21 protein-coding genes are annotated in these 20,423 nt (G+C 69.0%); 14 read left to right on the forward strand and 7 right to left on the reverse strand.

Annotation, left to right across the window (positions count from 1 at the left end; genetic code table 11):
- From C665_RS08545 to motD, 4 genes are all read left to right on the forward strand, one after another.
- On the forward strand, positions 1-724 hold a 724-nt coding region (locus C665_RS08545; RefSeq protein WP_004305486.1), incomplete at its 5' end, for a MinD/ParA family ATP-binding protein.
- A 124-nt stretch (positions 725-848) separates the two neighbouring features.
- A complete protein-coding gene (locus C665_RS08550) occupies positions 849-1,622 on the forward strand; it encodes an RNA polymerase sigma factor FliA (protein WP_004305488.1) in 774 nt (257 codons plus the stop codon).
- 30 nt (positions 1,623-1,652) lie between these two features.
- Positions 1,653-2,393, forward strand: a complete 741-nt coding sequence (locus C665_RS08555) for a flagellar motor protein (RefSeq protein ID WP_004305500.1) — start codon at positions 1,653-1,655, stop codon at positions 2,391-2,393.
- A gap of 15 nt (positions 2,394-2,408) precedes the next feature.
- Positions 2,409-3,248, forward strand: a complete 840-nt coding sequence (motD, locus tag C665_RS08560; protein ID WP_004305503.1) for a flagellar motor protein MotD — start codon at positions 2,409-2,411, stop codon at positions 3,246-3,248.
- A gap of 343 nt (positions 3,249-3,591) precedes the next feature.
- Here the strand turns inward: motD and parC are convergent, their stop codons facing one another.
- The 7 genes from parC to flgA form a co-directional block, all read right to left on the reverse strand.
- Positions 3,592-6,036: a DNA topoisomerase IV subunit A gene (gene parC / locus C665_RS08565; protein ID WP_004305506.1), complete on the reverse strand. Its 2,445-nt coding sequence runs from the start codon at positions 6,034-6,036 to the stop codon at positions 3,592-3,594.
- Positions 6,033-6,485 carry a PIN domain-containing protein gene (locus tag C665_RS08570; RefSeq protein WP_004305507.1) on the reverse strand — a complete coding sequence of 151 codons (453 nt, stop codon included), beginning with the start codon at positions 6,483-6,485 and terminating at the stop codon, positions 6,033-6,035. Before C665_RS08570 ends, parC begins: the two co-directional genes overlap by 4 nt.
- Entirely contained in the window at positions 6,482-6,733 is a 252-nt protein-coding gene (locus tag C665_RS08575; protein ID WP_004305508.1) for a type II toxin-antitoxin system Phd/YefM family antitoxin, read from the reverse strand. Before C665_RS08575 ends, C665_RS08570 begins: the two co-directional genes overlap by 4 nt.
- An 88-nt stretch (positions 6,734-6,821) precedes the next feature.
- On the reverse strand, positions 6,822-8,810 hold the full coding sequence (locus tag C665_RS08580; protein ID WP_004305510.1) for a DNA topoisomerase IV subunit B: 1,989 nt from the start codon (positions 8,808-8,810) through the stop codon (positions 6,822-6,824).
- A gap of 64 nt (positions 8,811-8,874) precedes the next feature.
- A complete protein-coding gene (locus C665_RS08585; protein ID WP_004305513.1) occupies positions 8,875-9,366 on the reverse strand; it encodes a flagella synthesis protein FlgN in 492 nt (163 codons plus the stop codon).
- Positions 9,367-9,380: 14 nt separating this feature from the next.
- The gene (gene flgM, locus C665_RS08590) at positions 9,381-9,680 is read right to left on the reverse strand and encodes a flagellar biosynthesis anti-sigma factor FlgM (protein ID WP_004305515.1); all 300 of its coding nucleotides are present in this window, start codon (positions 9,678-9,680) and stop codon (positions 9,381-9,383) included.
- 132 nt (positions 9,681-9,812) lie between these two features.
- The gene (flgA, locus tag C665_RS08595; RefSeq protein ID WP_040828845.1) at positions 9,813-10,541 is read right to left on the reverse strand and encodes a flagellar basal body P-ring formation chaperone FlgA; all 729 of its coding nucleotides are present in this window, start codon (positions 10,539-10,541) and stop codon (positions 9,813-9,815) included.
- A gap of 196 nt (positions 10,542-10,737) precedes the next feature.
- Between flgA and flgB the strand changes: the two genes are divergently transcribed.
- The 10 genes from flgB to flgK all read left to right on the forward strand — a co-directional run bounded on the left by flgB (position 10,738) and on the right by flgK (position 20,409).
- The gene (flgB, locus tag C665_RS08600) at positions 10,738-11,142 is read left to right on the forward strand and encodes a flagellar basal body rod protein FlgB (protein ID WP_004305521.1); all 405 of its coding nucleotides are present in this window, start codon (positions 10,738-10,740) and stop codon (positions 11,140-11,142) included.
- 11 nt (positions 11,143-11,153) lie between these two features.
- Positions 11,154-11,558 carry a flagellar basal body rod protein FlgC gene (gene flgC, locus C665_RS08605; protein ID WP_004305523.1) on the forward strand — a complete coding sequence of 135 codons (405 nt, stop codon included), beginning with the start codon at positions 11,154-11,156 and terminating at the stop codon, positions 11,556-11,558.
- Positions 11,559-11,608: 50 nt separating this feature from the next.
- Positions 11,609-12,283 carry a flagellar hook assembly protein FlgD gene (locus C665_RS08610; protein ID WP_004305526.1) on the forward strand — a complete coding sequence of 225 codons (675 nt, stop codon included), beginning with the start codon at positions 11,609-11,611 and terminating at the stop codon, positions 12,281-12,283.
- 15 nt (positions 12,284-12,298) lie between these two features.
- Entirely contained in the window at positions 12,299-13,651 is a 1,353-nt protein-coding gene (gene flgE / locus C665_RS08615) for a flagellar hook protein FlgE (protein ID WP_004305529.1), read from the forward strand.
- A 32-nt stretch (positions 13,652-13,683) separates the two neighbouring features.
- Positions 13,684-14,424, forward strand: coding sequence for a flagellar basal-body rod protein FlgF (gene flgF, locus C665_RS08620; RefSeq protein ID WP_004305532.1), 741 nt, complete (start codon positions 13,684-13,686; stop codon positions 14,422-14,424).
- Between the two features lie 248 nt (positions 14,425-14,672).
- Positions 14,673-15,455: a flagellar basal-body rod protein FlgG gene (flgG, locus tag C665_RS08625; RefSeq protein ID WP_004305533.1), complete on the forward strand. Its 783-nt coding sequence runs from the start codon at positions 14,673-14,675 to the stop codon at positions 15,453-15,455.
- Positions 15,456-15,463: 8 nt separating this feature from the next.
- Positions 15,464-16,141 carry a flagellar basal body L-ring protein FlgH gene (locus C665_RS08630; RefSeq protein ID WP_004305535.1) on the forward strand — a complete coding sequence of 226 codons (678 nt, stop codon included), beginning with the start codon at positions 15,464-15,466 and terminating at the stop codon, positions 16,139-16,141.
- 10 nt (positions 16,142-16,151) lie between these two features.
- Entirely contained in the window at positions 16,152-17,276 is a 1,125-nt protein-coding gene (locus C665_RS08635; RefSeq protein ID WP_004305536.1) for a flagellar basal body P-ring protein FlgI, read from the forward strand.
- Between the two features lie 10 nt (positions 17,277-17,286).
- The gene (gene flgJ / locus C665_RS08640; protein ID WP_004305539.1) at positions 17,287-18,345 is read left to right on the forward strand and encodes a flagellar assembly peptidoglycan hydrolase FlgJ; all 1,059 of its coding nucleotides are present in this window, start codon (positions 17,287-17,289) and stop codon (positions 18,343-18,345) included.
- Positions 18,346-18,426: 81 nt separating this feature from the next.
- A complete protein-coding gene (gene flgK, locus C665_RS08645; protein WP_004305542.1) occupies positions 18,427-20,409 on the forward strand; it encodes a flagellar hook-associated protein FlgK in 1,983 nt (660 codons plus the stop codon).
- The last annotated feature ends 14 nt before the right edge of the window (positions 20,410-20,423 follow it).

Below are 20,423 nucleotides of genomic sequence, written 5' to 3' on the forward strand. Positions count from 1 at the left end.
CCAGGTGGTGGCGCTGTATGCGGGCGGTCGCCGCGCCGCCGACAACGCCGCGCTCGCCGCCCACCGCATCGCCGGGCGCAGCGAGCGTGTGCTGGTGCTGGACGAGGCCGAGGGCGGCGCCAGGCTGTGCGGCGCGCTCGGCGTGGGCGAGGGCGTGGACCTGCTGCAGCTGCTCGACGGCCGCAGCACGCTCGCCGACATCGTGCAGCCGGTGCCGGGCCTGGTGGGCCGCGTGCCGGCCGCGGCCGCGGCGCTCGCGCTGCCCCTGCTCGACGATCCGCGCCGTGCCTGCCTGATCGAGGCGCTGCGCATCCTGCACCGCCACGCCGGCTTCGTTCTGGTGCACGCGAGCGGCGAACAGGCTGCGGAGCCGTCTCCGTTCGTGCTCGCCGCGCCGCGCCGACTGGTGGTCGCCGAGGCGAGCGCGAGCGGCGCCACCGACGCCTACCACACCATCAAGGGCCTTGCCGCCGCGGGAGCCGGCTCGGTGCACGTGGCCGTGTGCCGCGCGCGCGGGCGGGCGGACGCCACCGCCTTCTTCCGCAGTCTCGATGCGCTCGTGCGCCGCCACGTGGGCGTCCCGCTCGCGTGGGTGGGCGAGCTCGAACGCGACGAGATCGCCGGCGGCCTGCAGCAGCCGCTGCAGGCTTCGACCCACGATGCGGGCGCGGCCTTCCTGCGCCGGGTCGGCGCCATGGCGCGTGCCGGCGTCATGCGCGCCTGATGCGCCGCCGACGTGACAGATCGCGCTGGTAAAGGCGGCAATGCTACGGGAAAATGCACAACTCCTATCCACGCGGGCGGGGTCCGACGGTCCCGTCTGCTGCCAGAACCCACAGGCCCGATGCATGTACGACGCACACGGTAAGCTCGACAAGGGTGGCCTCGTCGAGAACTACGCCCCGCTGGTCAAGCGCATCGCCTACCAGTTGATGTCGCGCCTGCCCGCCAGCGTGGATGTGGACGACCTGATCCAGAACGGCATGATGGGCCTGCTCGATGCCCTCGGCCGCTACGAGCAGGGCCTCGGCGCCCAGTTCGAGACCTATGCGGTGCAGCGCATCCGCGGCGCCATGCTCGACGGCCTGCGCGAGAACGACTGGCTGCCGCGCAGCCTGCGCCGCGACATGCGCCGCATCGAGGCGGCGATCCACAGCCTGGAGCAGCAGAACGGCCGCCCGCCCTCCGAGAGCGAGCTCGCCGCCGCGCTCGACCTGCCGCTGGAGGATTACCAGCGCATGCTGCAGGACGCGCGCGGCCACCAGCTCGTCTATCTCGAGGATTTCAACCGCGAGGAAGACGACGACTATCTCGACCGCCATCTCGCCCAGGAGGGCAACGATCCGCTCACCCTGCTCGAGGACACCGACCTGCGCCGCCGCCTGGTCGGGGCGATCGAGCACCTGCCCGAGCGCGAGCAGCTGGTGATGGCGCTGTATTACGACGAGGAGCTCAACCTGCGCGAGATCGGCGAGGTGCTCGGCGTCACCGAGTCGCGCGTGTGCCAGCTGCACAGCCAGGCGGTGGCTCGCCTGCGCGCCTGCGTCTTCGAGGGCGGCACGGCGATGCCGGTCGCGCGCCGGCGCGGGCGCCCACCCAAGAACGCGGCCGCGGGCCGCTGATCGGGGCCGCCAGCGCTGCCCCCGGATACCATGGACAAGATCAGCCTCGTCGGCCTCACCCTCGGAATCGCCGCCATCCTCGTCGGCCAGGTGATCGAGGGCGGTCACCTGTCCTCGCTGTTCCAGCCCACCGCGTTCATGATCGTGATCGGCGGCACGCTCGGCGCGGTCATGCTGCAGAGCCCGCTGCGCGTCTTCATGCAGGGCATGCGCATGGCGCGCTGGGTCTTCGTGCCGCCGGCGCCCGCCTTCGATACGATCATCGAGCAGGTCGCGAACTGGGGCCAGACCGCGCGCAAGGAGGGCCTGCTGAGCCTGGAGAACCAGATCGAGGCGCTGTCCGACCCCTTCATGCGCAAGGGCCTGCAGCTGCTGGTCGACGGCATCGAGCCCAACCGCCTGCGCGAGGTGCTCGAGGTCGAGATCGGCGTGTGGGAGAACCAGATGAAGATGTCGGCGCGCATCTGGGAGGCGGCCGGCGGCTATGCGCCGACGATCGGCATCCTGGGCGCGGTGATGGGCCTGATCCACGTGATGGAGAACCTCTCCGACCCTTCGCGGCTGGGCGCCGGCATCGCGGTCGCCTTCGTCGCCACGATCTACGGCGTGGGCTTCGCCAACCTGGTGTTCCTGCCGATCGCCAAGAAGCTGGGCGCGCACATCGTCACCCTGACCACCCAGCGCGAGATGTTCGTCGATGGTCTGGTGGGGATCGCCAACGGCGACAACCCGCGCATCATCGCCAGCCGCATGCAGGGCTACGTGGCCTGAGCGCCGGGAGACATCATGCGGCGCAGGCGCAAGCTCGACGAGGAACACGACAACCACGAACGCTGGCTGGTGTCCTACGCCGACTTCATCACGCTGCTGTTCGCCTTCTTCGTGGTCATGTATTCGCTGTCGTCGGTCAACGAGGGCAAGTACCGCGTGCTCTCCGACTCGCTCGTGCAGGCCTTCCGCAACGTCAATGTGAACGAGAGCGGCGAACAGATCGTGCTGCCCAAGGTCAGCGTCGTGCCTTCGCAGGCGATCACCCGGCCGGCGCCCCCGGCGGTGGATCCTGTCGTGGAGCAGCGTCGCCAGCAGGCCGCGCAGCGCATGCGCAACGTGGCCGACGAGATCCGCCGCGTGCTCTCGCCGCTGACGGGGTCTGGCCAGGTGAAGGTCACCGAGGGCGCCTTCGGCGTCAGCGTCGAGATCAACGCCAGCCTGCTCTTCGCGCCGGGCGAGGCCGCGCTCGGCAGCAATGCCGTGTCGGCGCTGCAGGCGGTGGCGCGGGTGCTGGCGCCGGCGGAGTTCCCGATCACGGTCGAGGGCCACACCGACAACGTGCCGATCAGCACCTTCCGCTTTCCGTCGAACTGGGAGCTCTCGGCGGTGCGTGCCTCGACGGTGGCGCGGCTCTTCATCGACAACGGCGTCACCCCGGCGCGCCTGACCGCCGCCGGCTATGCCGACCAGCGCCCGGTCGCGGACAACGCGGACGAGGAGGGCCGCGGCCGCAACCGTCGCGTCACCATCCTGATCGAGTCGCGCATGGCCGATCCCGAAGGCAATGCCGGCCCGACCACCATCCCGCCCGACGACCCCATCCGCTCCATCCTGCCGGAGGCCCCGCAGGGTTGATGGCAGCCGGTCGGGGTGAGACCCCACGGCGTGTCCGGTTCCTTGCGGATCTCGTGGGAGCGACGCAAGTCGCGATCGGCGCAACGGTTCCCGCCGTGCCTTTTTCGCCGCTGCGATCGCGACTTGCGTCGCTCCCACGAGAGACGCCGAGGTGCATTGGTACGTCGCTCCCACGAGAGATGCCGAGGTGCATTGGTGCGTCGCTCCCACGAGAGATGCCGAGGTGCATCGGTACGTCGCTCCCACGAGAGACGCCGAGGCGCATCGGTGCGTCGCTTCCACGCGAGATACGAGGCGCGTCGGTGCGCCGTAGGAGCGACGCGAGTCGCGATCGGCGCAACGGTCAGCGCATGCGCTCGGGCTTGAGCTTTGGAGTCAGCGGCACGCCCTTGCGTGCGCGGCGGTGGCGCAGCGGTTCGCGCTGGGCGGGCTTGAGCTCGATCGTCAACGCCTTGCCGCCGCGACCACTGCCCTCGACGGCGAGCACCGCATCGTCGGCCGGCACCGCCACCGCCGCCAGCGCCTCGCCTTCGTCGAGCGCCATCACGATGACGCCGCGGCCGCCGCTCTGGGTCTTCATCTCGGGGCGGGGGAAGACCAGGATGCGGCCGTTCTCGGACGCTGCCGCGATCCAGTCGCCGAACACCTTGGCCGGCGCCAGCACCTTCTCGCCCTTTTCCAGGCTCATGAAGGCCTTGCCCGCGCGCTGACGGCTGCTGGCGTCGGCGACGCTGCACAGGAAACCATAGCCGCCGCTGTTGGCGAAGAAGTACACCGAATCCGGCGTGTCGGTGACGACCTGTGCGAGCTTGCCGCCGTCCTGGAACTCCACCAGCGTGGTGATCGGCGCGCCGTCGCCGCGCCCGCCGGGCAGCTCGGACACCTTTACCGTGTAGGCGCGGCCGTTGCCGTCGATGACGATCAGCGGCCAGGTGGTGCGCGTCTCGAGAACCGCGAAGCCGAAATCGCCGGCCTTGTAGGCGATGCCGGCAGGGTCGATGCCGTGGCCCTGGCGCGAGCGCACCCAGCCGTTTTTCGACACGATCACGGTGACCGGCTCGTCCGGCACGCTGATCTCGGCGGGTGCGACCGCCGCCACGGCCTCCACGAGCGTGCGGCGGTCATCGCCGTACTTCTTGGCGTCGTCCTGGATCTCCTTCAGGATCAGCTTCGTCATCGCCGCGCGGCTGTCGAGGAGGTGCTGCAGTCCGGCGCGCTCGTCCTTGAGCTCGGCGAGCTCCTTCTCGATCTTGAAACCTTCCAGGCGCGCAAGCTGGCGCAGGCGGATCTCGAGGATGTCCTCGGCCTGGACGTCGGACAGCCCGAAGGCCGCGATCAGCGCCGGCTTGGGCTCGTCCGACTCGCGGATCACGCGGATCACTTCCTCGATGTGCAGGAAGGCGATCATGCGGCCTTCGAGGATGTGGATGCGCCGATCGACCTCGTCCAGCCGGTGGCGGGTGCGGCGCTCGACGGTCACGTAGCGGAAGTCGATCCATTCGCGCAGGATCTGCACCAGGTTCTTCTGCTGCGGCCGCCCGTCGCGGCCGATCATGGTCATGTTGACCGAGGCCGAGGTCTCCAGGCTGGTGTGGGCGAGCAGCACCGCCATGAACTCGTCGCGGTTCTGCCGGCTCGACTTGGGCTCCAGCACGATGCGCACCGGCGCCTTGTCGCTGGACTCGTCACGTACCGTGTCGAGCGCGCCGAGCACGAGCTGCCTGAGGTTCTTCTGCTCTTGCGAGACCTCCTTCTTGCCGGCGCGCGGCTGCGGGTTGGTCAGGGTCTCGATCTCGGACAGCACCTGTGCGGCGGACACGCCTTGCGGCAGCTCCTCGACGATGGCGCGCCACTGGCCGCGGGCGAGCTCCTCGATCTTCCAGCGCGCGCGCAGGCGCAGGCTGCCGCGGCCGGTCGCGTAGGCCTCGCGGATGGTCTGGGGCGTGGAGATGAGCTGGCCACCACCGGGGAAGTCGGGGCCGGGCAGCATGGCCAGCACGTCGTCGAGCGTGGCCTCGGGGTGGCGGATCAGGTGGCAGGTGGCCTCGGCCACCTCGCGCAGGTTGTGCGGCGGGATCTCGGTCGCCATGCCCACCGCGATGCCCGAGGCGCCGTTCAACAGCACGAAGGGCAGGCGCGCGGGCAGCAGCTGCGGCTCCTCGAAGGCGCCGTCGTAGTTGGGGATGAAGTCCACCGTGCCGCGGTCGATCTCGGACAGCAGCAGCTCGGCGATCGGCGTAAGCCGGCATTCGGTGTAGCGCATCGCCGCCGCCGAGTCGCCGTCGCGCGAGCCGAAGTTGCCCTGGCCGTCGACCAGCGGATAGCGCAGCGAGAAGTCCTGCGCCACGCGGACCATGGCGTCGTACACGCTGGAGTCGCCGTGCGGGTGGTACTTGCCGATCACATCGCCGACCACGCGCGCCGACTTCACGTGCTTGGAGGTGGACGACAGCCGCATCTCGTTCATCGCGAACAGGATGCGGCGCTGCACCGGCTTCAGGCCGTCCTCGACCTGCGGCAGCGCGCGCGACTTCACCACGCTCATCGCGTAGGCGAGGTAAGCGCGCTCGGCGTAGCGGTCGAGCGCCAGCGTGCCGTCGTCCTCGGGCTCGGGTTCCGGGTCGGCGGGCGGGGCAGGGGGCGGGGGGATGTCTGCGTCGGAGGCGGTCGCAGGCGCTGCGCCCCGAGTTGTCGAGGCAGCACTCGGGGCTGCGCCGGCCGGGGTCGAGGGGGCGACGGATTCGGGCACGCCAGGCGCGTCGAAGAGGTCGGGAGTGTCTGTGCTCATGAGCTCGAATTGCATGCTGCGAGCAGTAGCGGGTGCGCGACATGCTCGAAAGGATTGATAACGGTGACGCCGCGCCAGGTGAAGCCGTGCTGCAGGTCTTCGCTCAGCAGCAGGCGGCAACGGTTTTCCGCAGCCACCGAAAGGACCAGGCCATCCCAGATCTGCATGCGGTGATCGCAGGCCAGGTCGATGGCGGCCTGGAAGCTCGGCCAGGTCGAATCGGCCACCTCGTAGGCATCGGACCAGTCGAGCAGGGCGCCGCGCACTGTCTCGGCGTCGCGCCTGAGCTTGGCGGTGAGGACCCGGTGCAACTCACCCAAGGCCTGCGCCGGGATCAGCACCTCGCTCGCCGCGAGATCCTCGATCAGCGCACGAGCCGCTGCACAACGCGCGTCCTCTCCGGCGCCCTCTGCGTAGGCGAGGATGTTGGTGTCCAGCGCGATCTTCATTGGTCGCGGTCGTAGAGTTCGTCGCGGTTCCAGCTTCGTTCGCCTGCGGCAGGTTCCCGATTGAGGCGGGCGAGCAGACGGGCGCGTGCGTTGGCACGGTCGTGACCGGATTCGCCCGCTTCTGTGGCGGGGCTGATCGTGGCGACGGGACGGCCGTGGGACAGGACCGTGATGGTCTCGCCCTGGCTGACCTGGCGGAGCAGGCTGGAGAACTGTCGATTCGCTTCGGCGGCGGAAATGGTGTGCATGGCAGGTCCGTAGCTTGCATCGGTGTAGTGAATATCACTACTTTATTCCGGGTGATGGCGTCGGGCAATTCGATTTGCCTTGGGGGACTCAGACATCCGCCTCGACGCTGTCGCCCTTTTCTTCCATCCACGCACGCCGCCCCGAGGCTTCGCCCTTGCCCATCAGCAGGGTGAACATCTTCAGCGTGTCCTGCAGCGCGCCGCTGCGCACCTTCACCGGCAGCACCCGACGGGTGGCCGGGTCCATGGTGGTCTCGCGCAGCTGGTCGGGGTTCATCTCGCCCAGGCCCTTGAAGCGGCCGATCTCGATCGCGTCGGGCTTGAAGCCTTCCTTCTCCAGGCGCTCGCGCATCGCGGCGAGCTCGCCCTCGTCGAGCGCGTAGAGGCGGCGCGGCGGGCGCTTCTTGCCTTGTGCCGGGACATCGATGCGGTACAGGGGCGGCTGCGCCACATACACGTGGCCGCGCTCGATGAGCTTGGGGAAGTGGCGGAAGAACAGCGTCAGCAGCAGGGTCTGGATGTGGGCGCCGTCGACGTCGGCGTCGGACATGATGACGACCTTGCCGTAGCGCAGCCCGGAGAGGTCGATCGGGCTGTCGGCGGTGTGCGCGTCCACGCCGAGGGCCACCGCGATGTCGTGGATCTCGGCGTTGGCGAAGAGGCGATCCGGGTCGATCTCCCAGGCGTTCTGCACCTTGCCGCGCAAGGGCAGGATGGCCTGGGTCTCCTTGTTGCGCGCCATCTTGGCCGAGCCGCCGGCGGAGTCGCCCTCGACCAGGAAGAGCTCGTTGTCGGCGAGGTCCTCGGACTCGCAGTCCGACAGCTTGCCGGGCAGCACCGCCACGCCCGAGGTCTTCTTCTTCTCGACCTTCTGCGCGCTCTTCTGGCGCGCAAGCGCCTGCTTGATGGAAAGCTCGGCGATCGCGCGGCCGGCCTCGACGTGGTTGTTGAGCCAGATCTCGAAGGGGTCGCGCAGCTGGCTGGAGACGAGCTTGACCGCCTCGCGCGAGTTGAGCTTTTCCTTCACCTGGCCCTGGAACTGCGGGTCGAGCAGGCGCGCCGAGAGCACGAAGCTCATGCGCCCGCACACGTCCTCCTGCTGCAGCTTCACGCCGCGCGGCAGCAGGGTGTGGTGGTCGATGAAGGACTTCATCGCCTCGAACACGCCGGCGCGCAGGCCGGATTCGTGGGTGCCGCCGTTCACGGTCGGGATCAGGTTGACGTAGGACTCGCTCGGCACCGGGGATTCGAACCATGCCAGCGCCCACGCCGCGCCTTCACCGGCGGCGAAGGTCGGATCGTCCTTGGCGGCGTATTTCTCGGCGGTGAAGATCGGCGCCACCGGCTCGACGTCGCCCGCGAGCTCTTTCAGATAACCGGCGAGGCCGTCGGGGTAGGACCACGTCTTGGTCAGCGCCGGGCCGTTCGCCTGCTCGATGTCGAGCCGCACCGCGACCCCCGACAGCAGCACCGCTTTCGAGCGCAGCAGGCGCTCGAGCTCGTTCATCGGCACGCGCGGAGATTCGAAGTACTTGCCGTCCGGCCACACCCGCACCCGGGTGCCGGTCTGGCGTCCGCAGTCGCCCTCGACGCGCACCGGGCCGATCGTCTCGCCGCCGTCGGAGAAGTCGATGCGGTGGATCTTGCCCTCGCGCCTGACCTCGACCTCGATCCGGGTCGACAGCGCGTTGGTCACCGACACGCCGACGCCGTGCAGGCCGCCCGAGAAGGCATAGGCCGAGTTGCCCTCGCGCTTGTCGAACTTGCCGCCGGCGTGCAGCCGGGTGTAGGCCAGCACCACCACCGGGACGCCTTCCTCGGGGTGCAGTCCGACCGGGATGCCACGGCCATCGTCGGCCACGGTGACCGAGCCGTCGACATGGAGCGTGACGTGGATCTTTTTCGCGAAGCCGCCGAGCGCTTCGTCGGCGGCGTTGTCGATCACCTCCTGGATGATGTGCGCCGGGCTGTCGGTGCGGGTGTACATGCCGGGGCGTTCGCGCACCGGCTCGAGCCCTTTCAGGACGCGGAAGGAGGATTCGTCGTACTGCTTTGGAGTGCCTTGCGTGCCGGCCATGCTGACTGCCCGTTCGAACTTGCGAAGGGCGCAAGGATAGCAGAGCGAAGGGCTGTATGTATGTTCAGGCGCTGCCGAGCATGCGCCCGCCGCCAATGGCGCGGGTATGGCCTTCGGCGTCGTAGAGCGGCGGCTGGTCGGCGGCCGAGAGCAGCAGGCTGAGCGCGGCCTGATTGTGCGCCATGCGCTCGGTGATGAGCTTGCCGTTGAGGGCGTTGCGCTCGCGCGTCGTGCGGGCCAAGCCGAGGACCTCGTCCCAGCGCGCCAGCACGCGCGGCAAGCCGGCGAGCCAGTCGCGAATCACGGTGTCGGAGACCGCCTGGCCGAAGCGGCCGAGCAGCAGGCTACGGTCGTCGGAGAGCCGTTGCAGGCGGCGGTAGCGTTCGTTCTTGTCCTGGCAGAGCACCACCAGTGCATCGACCTCCCCGGCGATCAGCAGCGCCTCCTCGCGCGCGAGCAGCTCGACGAACTCTCCGAGCTGGATCGCTTCCGCTTCGATCAGCAGCGCGAGGCGCTGGCGGTCGGCGGAGGAGGGCGGGACGGCAGGACGGTTCATGCGCGGTGAAGCGTTCAGCGCTGGCCTGCGAGCATCTCGCGCACGCTGTCGATCAGCCCGTCGGCGATGCGTCCGGCGTCGATCCTGAATTCGCCGTTGGCGATCGCCTGCTTGATCTCCTCGACGCGCTGCGCGTCGACGACCGGGGTCTGGGCGATGCTCGCCTCGGCCTTGGCGAGGCTGGACGACAGCGAGGAGAGCTGGACCTTTTCGCTGCCGGCGGAGACCGTGGCGCCGGGGCTCGCGGGGCTGCGTGGGCGGGCCTCCGCTGCGGTGGAGGGGGCAATCGCCTTGCCCGAGCTTTCGATTTTCATGGCGCAGTTCCCATACAGAGTGACTCTGACGTTCTCTTCGGCGCGATGGCGTGGAACTTGAGCGATTAAAGCATGAAATCTTTCACGCTCGGCCATCCGCTCGCGGCCGTCTCCGTTCGGCACGCAGCCGCCTCAGAACTCCAGCGCCACTGCGCCGCCCGCCTGTGCGGTCCCGGTGACGACCTGGCCGTCGGCCAGGCGCACCCTCACCTTCTCACCCGGGGCGGCGTTGTTCATCGCACGGCCTTCGCTCGCCACCCGGAAGCCCGCGCCCACGCCGAGCACGCTCACGGTCTGGCCCTGGCGCACGGCGTGGGGTACGCGCAGCATGTCGCCGCGCAAGGGGCTGCCGGCGGCGACCGCGATGCGGGTGTGGTGGCCGCTGGCCTGGGTGGGGTCGGTGAGGAGATTGTCGGGGAGCGCGGTGAGGTCGCCCCTGCGCTGCCCGAGGTCGGCGGGGCCGAGCACCTGGCCGGCGCGCAGCGGGCGGGCGGCGATCAGGTAGTCGGCGACCACGGCGACGCGCGCCTGCAGGTAGGCGGTCCACGTCACCGGTGAGTCGCAGCGCACACCGACGCTGAAGCGTCCCCACGCGCGCGTGCCCGCGGGCAGGAAGGGTTCGAGCGCGGCGCAGGCGGGCAACTGGCTGTTGGGATCGAGCGGCGCGAGCTCGATCGACACCTCGCCGGGCAGGCCGGCGACCTGGCGCTGCAGGAACTGGCGCACGCGGGCCTCGACCGCCCCCTCGGCGTGCTGGGCGATCGCGGCGGGGGAGGGAAGCAGCACGAGGGCCGCGCACAGCGCTGCGGCCGGGCCGCGCAGTCGCCTTACGGCGAGCCTGCGGTGGAGGGGAGTCGTCATGGCGGGATTGCACCATGACCCCCGCCGGCCTGGCAACCGGCAGCGTCCGCCGGCAATCCTTGCCGGCGGGTGGCGGCGAAATTGGCCGGGCTTTGCCCCCCTTATCGGCGCCAGGGTCTTGCCGGCCCGCGCCTACCATCGCTGGCATGGAAACTGCGTCCGAAACGTCCGGGCGCACCGTCCCGGGAGCACAGCGATGAAGACCCTTTTCGACCGGCAGATCCAGTTCCACCAGACCGCGCTGAACCTGCAGGCGCACCGCCAGCAGCTGATCGCCTCGAACATCGCCAACGCCGACACGCCGCACTACAAGGCGCGCGACGTGGATTTCCGCGCCGCGCTGCAGGGCGCGCTCAATGCCTCGCGGGAGGGTGTGCAGATGGCGACCACGCAGGCGGGCCACATCGGCAGCGCACCCGCGCCTGCGCTCGAAAGCCTGACCGGCTACCGCAGCGAGCTGCAGTCCGCGGTGGACGGCAACACGGTGAACATGGACGTCGAGCGCGCCGCCTTCGCCGAGAACGCCTTGCACTACGAGGCCAGCGTGACCTTCATCAACGGCATGCTGCGCTCGATGAACACCGCGATCACCGGCCAGTAAGGAGAGCCGCCATGAGCATGCTGAACGTCTTCCAGATCGCCGGCTCGGCGCTCAATGCGCAGTCGCTGCGCCTCAATGCCACCGCCTCCAACCTTGCCAACGCCGACAGCGTCACCTCCGCGGACGGCCAGCCCTACCGCGCCAAGCAGGTGGTGTTCGCCGCGCGCCCGGTCGCCGGCCCGGCGGCGGTCGGCGTGCAGGTGACCCAGGTGGTCGAGAGCGCCGCGCCCCTGCGGCTGGTCTACGAGCCCAACAACCCTGCCGCCAACCCCGACGGCTACGTCGAGATGCCCAACGTCAACGTGGTCGAGGAAATGGTGAACATGATCTCCGCCTCGCGTTCCTACCAGAACAACGCCGAGGTGATGAGCACGGCACGAACCTTGCTTCAGCGTACCTTGCAGATCGGCCAGTAAGCACCCCGCAGGCGCCGTGACGCGGAAAACGCCGACAGCAGGAGAGAGGAATGAGCAGCGTAACGAACAACCAGGACATCGCGGCGAGCGTGCTCGCCAAGATCAACACGCGCGAGGAGTCGAAGGCTTCGGCCTCCGGCGACATGAACTCGCGCTTCCTCACCCTGCTCACCACCCAGCTGAAGAATCAGGATCCGCTCAACCCGATGGAGAATGCGGAGGTCACCTCGCAGCTCGCACAGATGAGCACGGTCGACGGCATCGAGCGCCTGAACAAGATGTTCCAGAGCTTCGTCGATGGCCAGAGCGCCTACGACTCGATGCAGGCTGCCGCGCTCGTCGGGCGCGGCGTGCTGGTGGAGGGGAAGAAGCTGACCCTCACCGAGGCCGGCGCGGTAGGCGGTTTCGAGCTCGATGCCGCGGCCGACAGCGTGGTGCTGTCGATCAAGGACGCCGCCGGCCTCGAGATCAAGAAGATCGAGCTCGCTGACGTCAAGGCGGGCAGCCAGAACTTCATCTGGGACGGTACCGCCAGCGACGGTTCGCGTGCCGTCGACGGCGCCTACACGGTCGAGCTGAGCGCGCTCGCCGAGGGCAAGAAGGTCACGGGTCGGACGCTCGAGTTCGGCCCGGTCACCAGCGTGATCCGCGGCGCCTCGGGTACCGACTTCCAGGTCGGCTCGCTCGGCATCTTCAAGTACGACGACATCAAGCAGATTCTCTGATCCGGAGCCCCGATCATGTCTTTCCAGCAAGGTTTGAGCGGCCTGAGCGTTTCCTCCAAGGCCCTGGACATCATCTCCAACAACGTCGCCAACACCAACACGATCGGCTTCAAGACCGGCTCCGCGATCTTCTCGGACGTCTTTGCGGCCTCGCTGACCGGCTCGATCTCGGGCAAGCAGGTGGGTGTGGGCGCCACGCTCGGTGCGGTGCGGCAGACCTTCACCCAGGGCAACCTCACCACCACCAACAACCCGCTCGACCTGGCGATCAACGGCGACGGCTTCTTCGTGGTCAGCCGCGAGAACGGCCCGGACGTGTATACCCGCAACGGCCAGTTCGAGCTCGACAAGGAGGGTTTCATCCGCACCCCCACCGGCGAAAGGCTCAAGGGCTTCCAGAGTCCGGTCACCCCGGGCGCCCTGCCCACGCCGATCGGCGGCCTCAAGGACGTCCAGGTGCCGATCGTCGGTTCCCAGCCCATGCCGACCAGCCGGGTGGAGATCGGCGGAAACCTCGATGCGAACGACCTGAGCGCAGCCCAGCGCTACCCACAGCTGTTCGGCTCGACCTTCACGTTTCCGCTCCCTGCGGGCGAGAACTGGCAGGACGCGCGCACCTACAATTTCTCGACCTCGATCAAGGCGTACGACAGCCTCGGGAAGTCGCACGAGCTCACCTACTACTTCGCCAAGGTGACCCCGACCCCGAACGATCCGGTCAACACGAACGAGAACACCTGGAAGGTCTTCACCAGCGTGGACGGCGGCTATCCCTTGGGGGTCGGGACCGATGGCTCGATCGAGGACCCGAGCGTGATCTGGAGCCTGACCTTCAACGAGAAGGGTACGGTGAACACGCCCATCGTCGGGCCGACGGCTGCGAATCCGCTGGCGATCCCGGCTTCCTACACGCCGGGTGCGGACCGCATCCGTTTCCACGTCGATTTCAGCGACATGCGCCAGATCGGTGGCTCCTACCTGATCACCGAGCTCACCCAGGACGGCTACACCGGGGGCGAGCTCGCCGGAGTCAGCGTGGGACGGGACGGCATCGTGACCGGTCGCTACACCAATGGCGAGACGCGCGAACTCGCCCAGCTCGCGCTGCAGACCTTCCGCAATCCGAACGCGCTGCTGTCGATCGGCAACAACTTCTGGGAAGCGACCACCGAATCCGGCCTCACTGCGCCGTCCAAGGCCGGCGAGGGGGTCGCGGGCGTGGTCTCGGCGGGCATGATCGAGGACGCCAACGTGGAGCTCACCAACGAGCTGGTGCAGATGATCGTGCAGCAGCGCAACTACCAGGCCAACGCGCAATCCATCAAGGCGCAGGACCAGGTCCTGCAGACCCTGGTGAACCTGCGCTGATCCTGAAACCTGCCTGACACGAGAGGCCAGCGATGGACCGCCTGATCTACACCGCGATGACCGGCGCCAAGGGCACCATGGACCAGCAGGCGGCGGTCGCGCACAACCTCGCCAACGTCGACGCCACGGGTTTCCGCGCAGAGTTGCACAAGCTGCGCGCGGTCGAGGTGCAGACCGAGGCGCTGCGCACGCGCGCCTTCACGGTCGACGCCAGCGTCGCCAACGACTTCACCGAGGGGCCGCTGCAGTTCACCGGCCGGCCCTTCGACGTCGCGCTCGCCGGCAAAGGCTGGCTGGCGGTGCAGATGCCGGACGGCAGCGAGGCCTACACCCGCAACGGCAGCCTCGCGGTGAGCGCCAACGGCGTCCTGCAGACGCGCGACGGCAGGCCGGTGCTGGGCGACGGCGGGCCGGTCACGATCCCGCCCGACAACGAGATCACCATCGGTGCCGACGGTTCAGTCTCGGCCTTGCAGCCCGATCAGCCGGGTGTGGTCAACGTGGTCGCGCAGCTCAAGCTGGTGAATCCGCCCGAGGCGCAGCTGGTGCGTGGCGACGACGGCCTCTTCCGCCTGCAGGGCGGGGCGCCCGCGCCGGTCGATCCCAATGTGCGCGTCGCCGGGGGCTATCTCGAGGGCAGCAACGTCAACGTGGTCGACCAGATGGTGCAGATGATCTCGCTTGCCCGTCAGTTCGAGATGCAGACCCGCATGCTGTCGACCGCCGAGCAGAACGACCGCTCGGCCGCGCGGGTCATCGGCGGCCAGGGCTGATCGAGGCGCGCTCCCCGCCGAGCCGGGCTGCGCGGGCCGGGTAGCATGGGGCGCCCGGCCTTTTTTGCGCACCCGGCCGCTTCGATTAGCACGGTTTTTGCGTTGCTTATCGCAGGATGGTCGGTGACGGCACCGGCCTAGACTGATCCCATCGAAAAAGCGGCAGCACGGCGGCAATTTCAGCTGGGTATTCCAACCCCGCACGGCAAATCCTGCCGCCCCGGCAACGCAAGGCAAAGGAACCCATCATGATCCGCTCCCTGTGGACCGCCCGTACCGGGCTGGATGCCCAGCAAACCTCGCTGGACGTGATCTCCAACAACCTGGCCAACGTCTCCACGAACGGCTTCAAGCGTCAGCGTGCGATCTTCGAGGACCTGCTCTACCAGACCATCCGCCAGCCTGGCGCACAGTCGACCCAGCAGACGCAGATCTCCAGCGGCCTGCAGATCGGTACCGGCGTCAAGCCGGTGGCGACCGAGCGCATCTTCACCCAAGGCACATTGCAGCAGACCGGTGGCTCGCTCGACGTCGCGGTGCAGGGCAACGGCTTTTTCCAGGTCGCCATGCCCGATGGCACCACCGCCTACACCCGTGACGGCGCTTTCCAGCTCGACAGTCAGGGCAACGTCGTCACCGCCAGCGGTTACACCCTGGCCGACAACATCAACATCCCCGCCGACGCGCTCTCGATCACCATCGGCAAGGACGGCACGGTCAGCGTGCTGCAGGCCGGGCAGACCGCGCCGGTGGAAATCGGCGCCATCCAGCTCGCCACCTTCATCAACTCGGGCGGCCTGCAGGCCGCGGGCGAGAACCTGTTCTACGAGACCGCCTCGAGCGGCGTGGCCACGCCCACCCAGCCGGGCACCAACGGCGCGGGCGTGCTCAACCAGGGCTATGTCGAGGTCTCCAACGTCAACGTCGCCGAGGAACTCGTGAGCATGATCGTGACCCAGCGCGCCTACGAGCTCAACTCGCGCGCGATCTCGACCTCCGACCAGATGCTCGGCCGGCTGACCCAGCTGTGAGGCGCACGATGAAGCTCGCCAGGCATTCGATCGTCGTCGGCCTGCTCGCGCTGCTGTCGGGCTGCGCCGCGATCCAGACCACCCCGCCGTCTGCGGTGCATCAGCCGATGAGCGTGCGCCCCGAGGCGATGGCGACCGCGCTGCCCGCCAATGGCGCGATCTACCAGACCGTGCAGGCACGCCCCTTGTTCGAGGACCGGCGCGCGCGCCGCATCGGCGACACGATCACGATCAACCTGGTCGAGCGCAACACCGCGGAGAAGAGCGCCAACGCCAACGCCACCCGCAACGGCAACATGAGCGCCGGCATCGGCCCCATCAACCGCCTGCCCTTGAGCGGCCTGAACGGCCTGGAGCTCGAGGCCGATGCCGAGTCCGACTTCAACGGCAAGGGCGCGGCCGCGGCCAACAACGTCTTCAACGGCACGATCACGGTCACCGTGATCGACGTCTACCCCAACGGCAACCTGCTGGTGTCGGGCGAGAAGATGGTGGCGATCAACCAGGGCAACGAGTTCATCCGCTTCTCGGGCGTGATCAACCCGAACACCGTCACCACCGCCAACACCGTGCAGTCGACCCAGGTGGCGGATGCGCGCATCGAGTACCGCGGCAGCGGCTTCATCGACGAGTCCAACACCATGGGCTGGCTGCAGCGCTTCTTCGTGGCGATCATGCCGTTCTGAGGGCCGCGCCATGTCCTGTCTCGCCTCCCTTCTGCTGCGCGCCGCGGTCGTCTCCCTCGCCGTGCTGATCTTGCATCCGGCGCAGGCGTACGCCGCGGCCGAGCGCATCAAGGACCTCGCCTCGGTGGCCGGCGTGCGCGACAACCAGCTCGTCGGCTACGGGCTGGTCGTCGGCCTGGACGGTTCGGGCGACCAGACCACGCAGACCCCCTTCACCGTGCAGAGCATCGTCAACATGCTCGGCAACCTCGGCGTGAGCCTGCCGCCCGGCACCAACCTGCAGCTCAAGAACGTCGCCGCGGTCATGGTCACCGCCAACCTGCCGGCCTTCGCCCGTCCCGGGCAGGCGATCGACGTCACCGTGTCCTCGATCGGCAACGCCAAGAGCCTGCGCGGCGGCACTCTGGTGATGACGCCGCTCAAGGGTGCCGACGGTCAGGTCTATGCCATTGCCCAGGGCAACATGGCGGTCGGCGGCGCGGGCGCGCAAGGTGGGGGCGCCTCGCTGGTCATCAATCACCTGTCGGCCGGACGCATCCCGGGCGGCGCGACCGTCGAGCGCGCGGTCCCGACCGCACTCGGCCAGGGCGACGCGGTGCTGTTCGAACTCAACGACGCCGACTTCGGCACCGCGCGCCGGGTCGTCGATGCGATCAACCTGGTCTATCCGGGCGCAGCGAGCGCGCTCGACGGGCGCAGCATCCAGGTGCGCGCGCCGACCGACTCCAGCGCGCGCGTCGCCTTCCTCGGCCACATCGAGAACCTCGAGGTCACGCCGGTGCAGCAGGCCGCCAAGGTCATCGTCAACTCGCGCACCGGCTCGGTGGTCATGAACCAGCGCGTGACGCTGCAGAACTGTGCGGTCGCCCACGGCAACCTCACGGTCACGGTCAATATCGAGACCCAGGTCAGCCAGCCGCCGCCGCTCTCGGGCGGACAGACGGTGGTCACCCAGCGCGGCCAGGTCGACGTCGCCCAGGAGGGCGGTGCGCTCTTCAACGTGCGCGGCGGCGCCAACCTCGCCGACGTGGTGAAGGCGCTCAACACCCTGGGCGCCAAGCCGATGGACCTGGTCAGCATCCTGCAGGCCATGAAGGCGGCCGGCGCGCTGCGCGCCGAACTCGAGGTCATCTGAGGAAGTTGCCATGAACAAGGGCGTCCAGCTCAACGCGCTCGATCCCAATTCGCTCGGCGACCTGAAGCGCCTGGCGCGCAGCGAGGGCGGCTCGGACGCGGCCTTGCGCGCCGCGGCCAGGCAGTTCGAGGGGCTCTTCCTGCAGATGGTCATGAAGTCCATGCGTGCGACCACCGGCCAGAACGGCATGATGGACAGCGAGCAGACGCGCTCCTGGCAGGGCATGCTCGACCAGCAGATGGCACTGGAGATGTCGCAGTCGGGCGGCACCGGCCTGTCCGAGATGCTCTACCGCCAGCTTGGCGGCAAGGCTGCGGTGCGGCCCGACGCGGCAGGCGAGGCCGGCAAGACCGGCTTCGACCTTGCCGACGTGCGTCGCCGCCCGGCAATTCCTGCCGTGCTCGCGCGCGATGCGGAAAGTGCTGCCGCCCCGCGCCTTGCCGCCTTGCCGGCCGAGGCGCGCGTGCCCGCGCTGGGCGCCGCCGCGACCGCAGGGGAGTTTTCCGCGCTGTCGGTGTACGAGCGTGCTGCGCTGCAGACCCGCCTCGACGCCGCGGTGCGCAGCGCGCGCGATGCCGGCGGGGCGGTATCGAAGTCCGCGCAGGACTTCGTCACCGAGGTGTGGCCGCACGCGCAGGAAGCCAGCCGCCGCACCGGCATTCCGGCTGAATTCATGGTCGCCCAGGCGGCGCTCGAGACCGGCTGGGGACAGAAGCAGTTGCGTCACGAGGACGGCAGCCCGAGCCACAACCTCTTCAACATCAAGGCCGGGAGTGCGTGGCCGGGGCGTACCGTCGCGCGCGAGGTCACCGAGTACGCCGACGGCCAGGCCTACACCGAGGCTGCGCACTTCCGTTCCTACGGCTCGTATGCCGAGTCCTTCCGCGACTATGCCCAGCTGATGACGCGCAGCCCGCGCTACGCCGGCGTGCTCGGCCAGACCGACGCGGCGGCCTTCGCGCGCGGCCTGCAGGACGCCGGCTACGCCACCGACCCGATGTATGCCGACAAGCTCACCCGCATCATCGGCGGCAATACCTTGCGCAGTGCACTGGCAATGGCGGGCTGAGGACCGGCGGTCGAGGTGCGTATCGAGCGCTGGCAAGGATCTTGCGTGTAGAGGCTCGAACCAGCGCATCAGGGAAACATCATGGCGTCCTTGCTCAATATCGGACTGACCGGGCTCAGCGCCTCCCAGGCCTACCTCAACACCACCAGCCACAACATCGCCAACGCGGCGACGCCGGGCTTCCATCGCCAGACCGTCACCCAGGAAGCGCGCGACCCGCAATACAGCGGCGGCGCCTTCTTCGGCACCGGTACCGGCGTCACCGGCGTGGCGCGCAGTTACAGCCAGCTGCTCGAGGGCCAGGTGCTGAGCGCCGACAGCCGGCGTGCGGAATACGCCGCCTACAGCCAGTTCATCAGCCAGCTCGACAACGTGCTCGCCGACGCCGACACCGGCCTCACGCCCGCGCTCAACGAATTCTTCGGTGCGCTGCAGAACGTCACCTCCAACCCGACCAACGTGGCCGCGCGCCAGGCGCTGCTCTCCAGCGGCGATACCCTGTCGGCGCGCTTCCGCACCCTGGACGGGCGTATCTCGGAGATCGCGGAAGGCGTCGAGACCGAGATGCGCAGCACGCTGGAGAGCATCAACGGCTACGCCGCCGCGATCGCCGAGCTCAACGAGCGCATGGTGATCTCGCGCACCGGCGGCGCCGGTTCGGCCGCCAACGACCTGCTCGACCAGCGCGACCAGGCGATCGCCGAGCTCAACCGCCTCGTCAAGGTGAGCACGGTGGAGCAGCGCGACGGTTCGACGTCGGTCTTCATCGGTTCGGGGCAGAGCCTGGTCATGGGCAATCGCGCCAAGCAGCTCGAATTGGGCGACCAGCTCGACGAGAACGGGCGCTCGATGATCACGGTGCGCGCCAACTCGGGGGTGGTGGAGCCGCTCGCCGAGAGCCTCGTCGGTGGTGGCACGCTCGGCGGCCTGCTGGCGGCGCGCCGCGAGGGCACGGCCTCGGCGCAGCGCAGCCTCGGCTTGCTGGCGACCACGCTGGCGACCGAGTTCAATAGCCAGCACGCGCTCGGCCTCGACCTGGAAGGCCGGCTGGGGGGAGATTTCTTCAGGATCGGCGGGGTGCGCGTCGATCCGTCGGACAGCGGCCTGAGCGTCCGGATCGACCCCGGGCAGGTCTCCTCGCTCACCGGCAGCGACTACTCGCTGCGCTACGACGGCGCGGCCTTCCAGCTCACCGACCTCGCCACGGGCAACGCCGTGCCCGCCGCGCAGATGCAGCTCGTGACCGAGGCGGACGGTTCGACCACCATCCGGGCGCAGGGGCTCGTCTTTACCGGCGCGCGGAGCACCCTGACCGAGCCGGCCTTCGTCTATCCCACCCGTTACACCGCGGGGGCGATCGAGGTGGCGAACCGGGACCCGCGCGCCGTCGCGGCCGCGGCGCCGGTGCTGGCCAGTCCGACCAGGGGCGACGGGAGCTCGCTGCGGATCGAGCAATCCGGGCTGCTCAGCCGCGGCAGTGCGGCGGCCGGCACCGAGCTCGGCCTGCCCGCCCTGAAGTACACCTTCAACGCGGTGGACAAGCGCTTCGAACTCGACGCGGCTGCGCCTGGGGCGGCCGGCTGGCCTGCGACCCTGGCCTACGACCCGGCGACCAGCGCCGCGGGTGAGTCCTTCACGCTGGAGGGGCCCGGAGGCGTCCGGCTCGAGCTCAAGATCTCCGGCACCCCTGCCGCTAACGATGTCATCGCGCTCGCCGACAACAAGGGCGGCGTCGCCGACAACCGCAACGCTGCGCTGCTCGGCGCGCTGCAGACCGACAAGCTCTTGTTCGGCAGCGGCGGCCAGGCCACCGCCACGCTCAACAACGCCTATGCGCAGCTGGTGGCCAAGGTCGGCAGCAAGACGCGCGAGGTGCAGGCCGGCGAACGCACCCAGACCTCGCTGCTCGACCAGGCCAAGGCTTCGCGCGACGCGGTCTCGGGCGTGAACCTGGACGAGGAGGCGGCCAACCTGGTGCGCTTCCAGCAGAGCTACCAGGCTGCGGCCAAGGTGATGGGCGTGGCGCAGCGCCTGTTCGACGAGATACTGGCGATCGCCCGCTGAGGAGAGAGCACACC

Origin of the sequence: Thauera aminoaromatica S2 (genome assembly GCF_000310185.1) — a bacterium.
Taxonomy (GTDB): Bacteria; Pseudomonadota; Gammaproteobacteria; order Burkholderiales; family Rhodocyclaceae; genus Thauera; species Thauera aminoaromatica.

Coding starts and splice junctions, on each gene's coding strand:
- C665_RS08550 (WP_004305488.1), top strand. CDS start 849: ATGTACGACGCACACGGTAAGCTCGACAAGGGTGGCCTCGTCGAGAAC.
- C665_RS08555 (WP_004305500.1), top strand. CDS start 1,653: ATGGACAAGATCAGCCTCGTCGGCCTCACCCTCGGAATCGCCGCCATC.
- motD (WP_004305503.1), top strand. CDS start 2,409: ATGCGGCGCAGGCGCAAGCTCGACGAGGAACACGACAACCACGAACGC.
- parC (WP_004305506.1), bottom strand. CDS start 6,036: ATGAGCACAGACACTCCCGACCTCTTCGACGCGCCTGGCGTGCCCGAA.
- C665_RS08570 (WP_004305507.1), bottom strand. CDS start 6,485: ATGAAGATCGCGCTGGACACCAACATCCTCGCCTACGCAGAGGGCGCC.
- C665_RS08575 (WP_004305508.1), bottom strand. CDS start 6,733: ATGCACACCATTTCCGCCGCCGAAGCGAATCGACAGTTCTCCAGCCTG.
- C665_RS08580 (WP_004305510.1), bottom strand. CDS start 8,810: ATGGCCGGCACGCAAGGCACTCCAAAGCAGTACGACGAATCCTCCTTC.
- C665_RS08585 (WP_004305513.1), bottom strand. CDS start 9,366: ATGAACCGTCCTGCCGTCCCGCCCTCCTCCGCCGACCGCCAGCGCCTC.
- flgM (WP_004305515.1), bottom strand. CDS start 9,680: ATGAAAATCGAAAGCTCGGGCAAGGCGATTGCCCCCTCCACCGCAGCG.
- flgA (WP_040828845.1), bottom strand. CDS start 10,541: ATGACGACTCCCCTCCACCGCAGGCTCGCCGTAAGGCGACTGCGCGGC.
- flgB (WP_004305521.1), top strand. CDS start 10,738: ATGAAGACCCTTTTCGACCGGCAGATCCAGTTCCACCAGACCGCGCTG.
- flgC (WP_004305523.1), top strand. CDS start 11,154: ATGAGCATGCTGAACGTCTTCCAGATCGCCGGCTCGGCGCTCAATGCG.
- C665_RS08610 (WP_004305526.1), top strand. CDS start 11,609: ATGAGCAGCGTAACGAACAACCAGGACATCGCGGCGAGCGTGCTCGCC.
- flgE (WP_004305529.1), top strand. CDS start 12,299: ATGTCTTTCCAGCAAGGTTTGAGCGGCCTGAGCGTTTCCTCCAAGGCC.
- flgF (WP_004305532.1), top strand. CDS start 13,684: ATGGACCGCCTGATCTACACCGCGATGACCGGCGCCAAGGGCACCATG.
- flgG (WP_004305533.1), top strand. CDS start 14,673: ATGATCCGCTCCCTGTGGACCGCCCGTACCGGGCTGGATGCCCAGCAA.
- C665_RS08630 (WP_004305535.1), top strand. CDS start 15,464: ATGAAGCTCGCCAGGCATTCGATCGTCGTCGGCCTGCTCGCGCTGCTG.
- C665_RS08635 (WP_004305536.1), top strand. CDS start 16,152: ATGTCCTGTCTCGCCTCCCTTCTGCTGCGCGCCGCGGTCGTCTCCCTC.
- flgJ (WP_004305539.1), top strand. CDS start 17,287: ATGAACAAGGGCGTCCAGCTCAACGCGCTCGATCCCAATTCGCTCGGC.
- flgK (WP_004305542.1), top strand. CDS start 18,427: ATGGCGTCCTTGCTCAATATCGGACTGACCGGGCTCAGCGCCTCCCAG.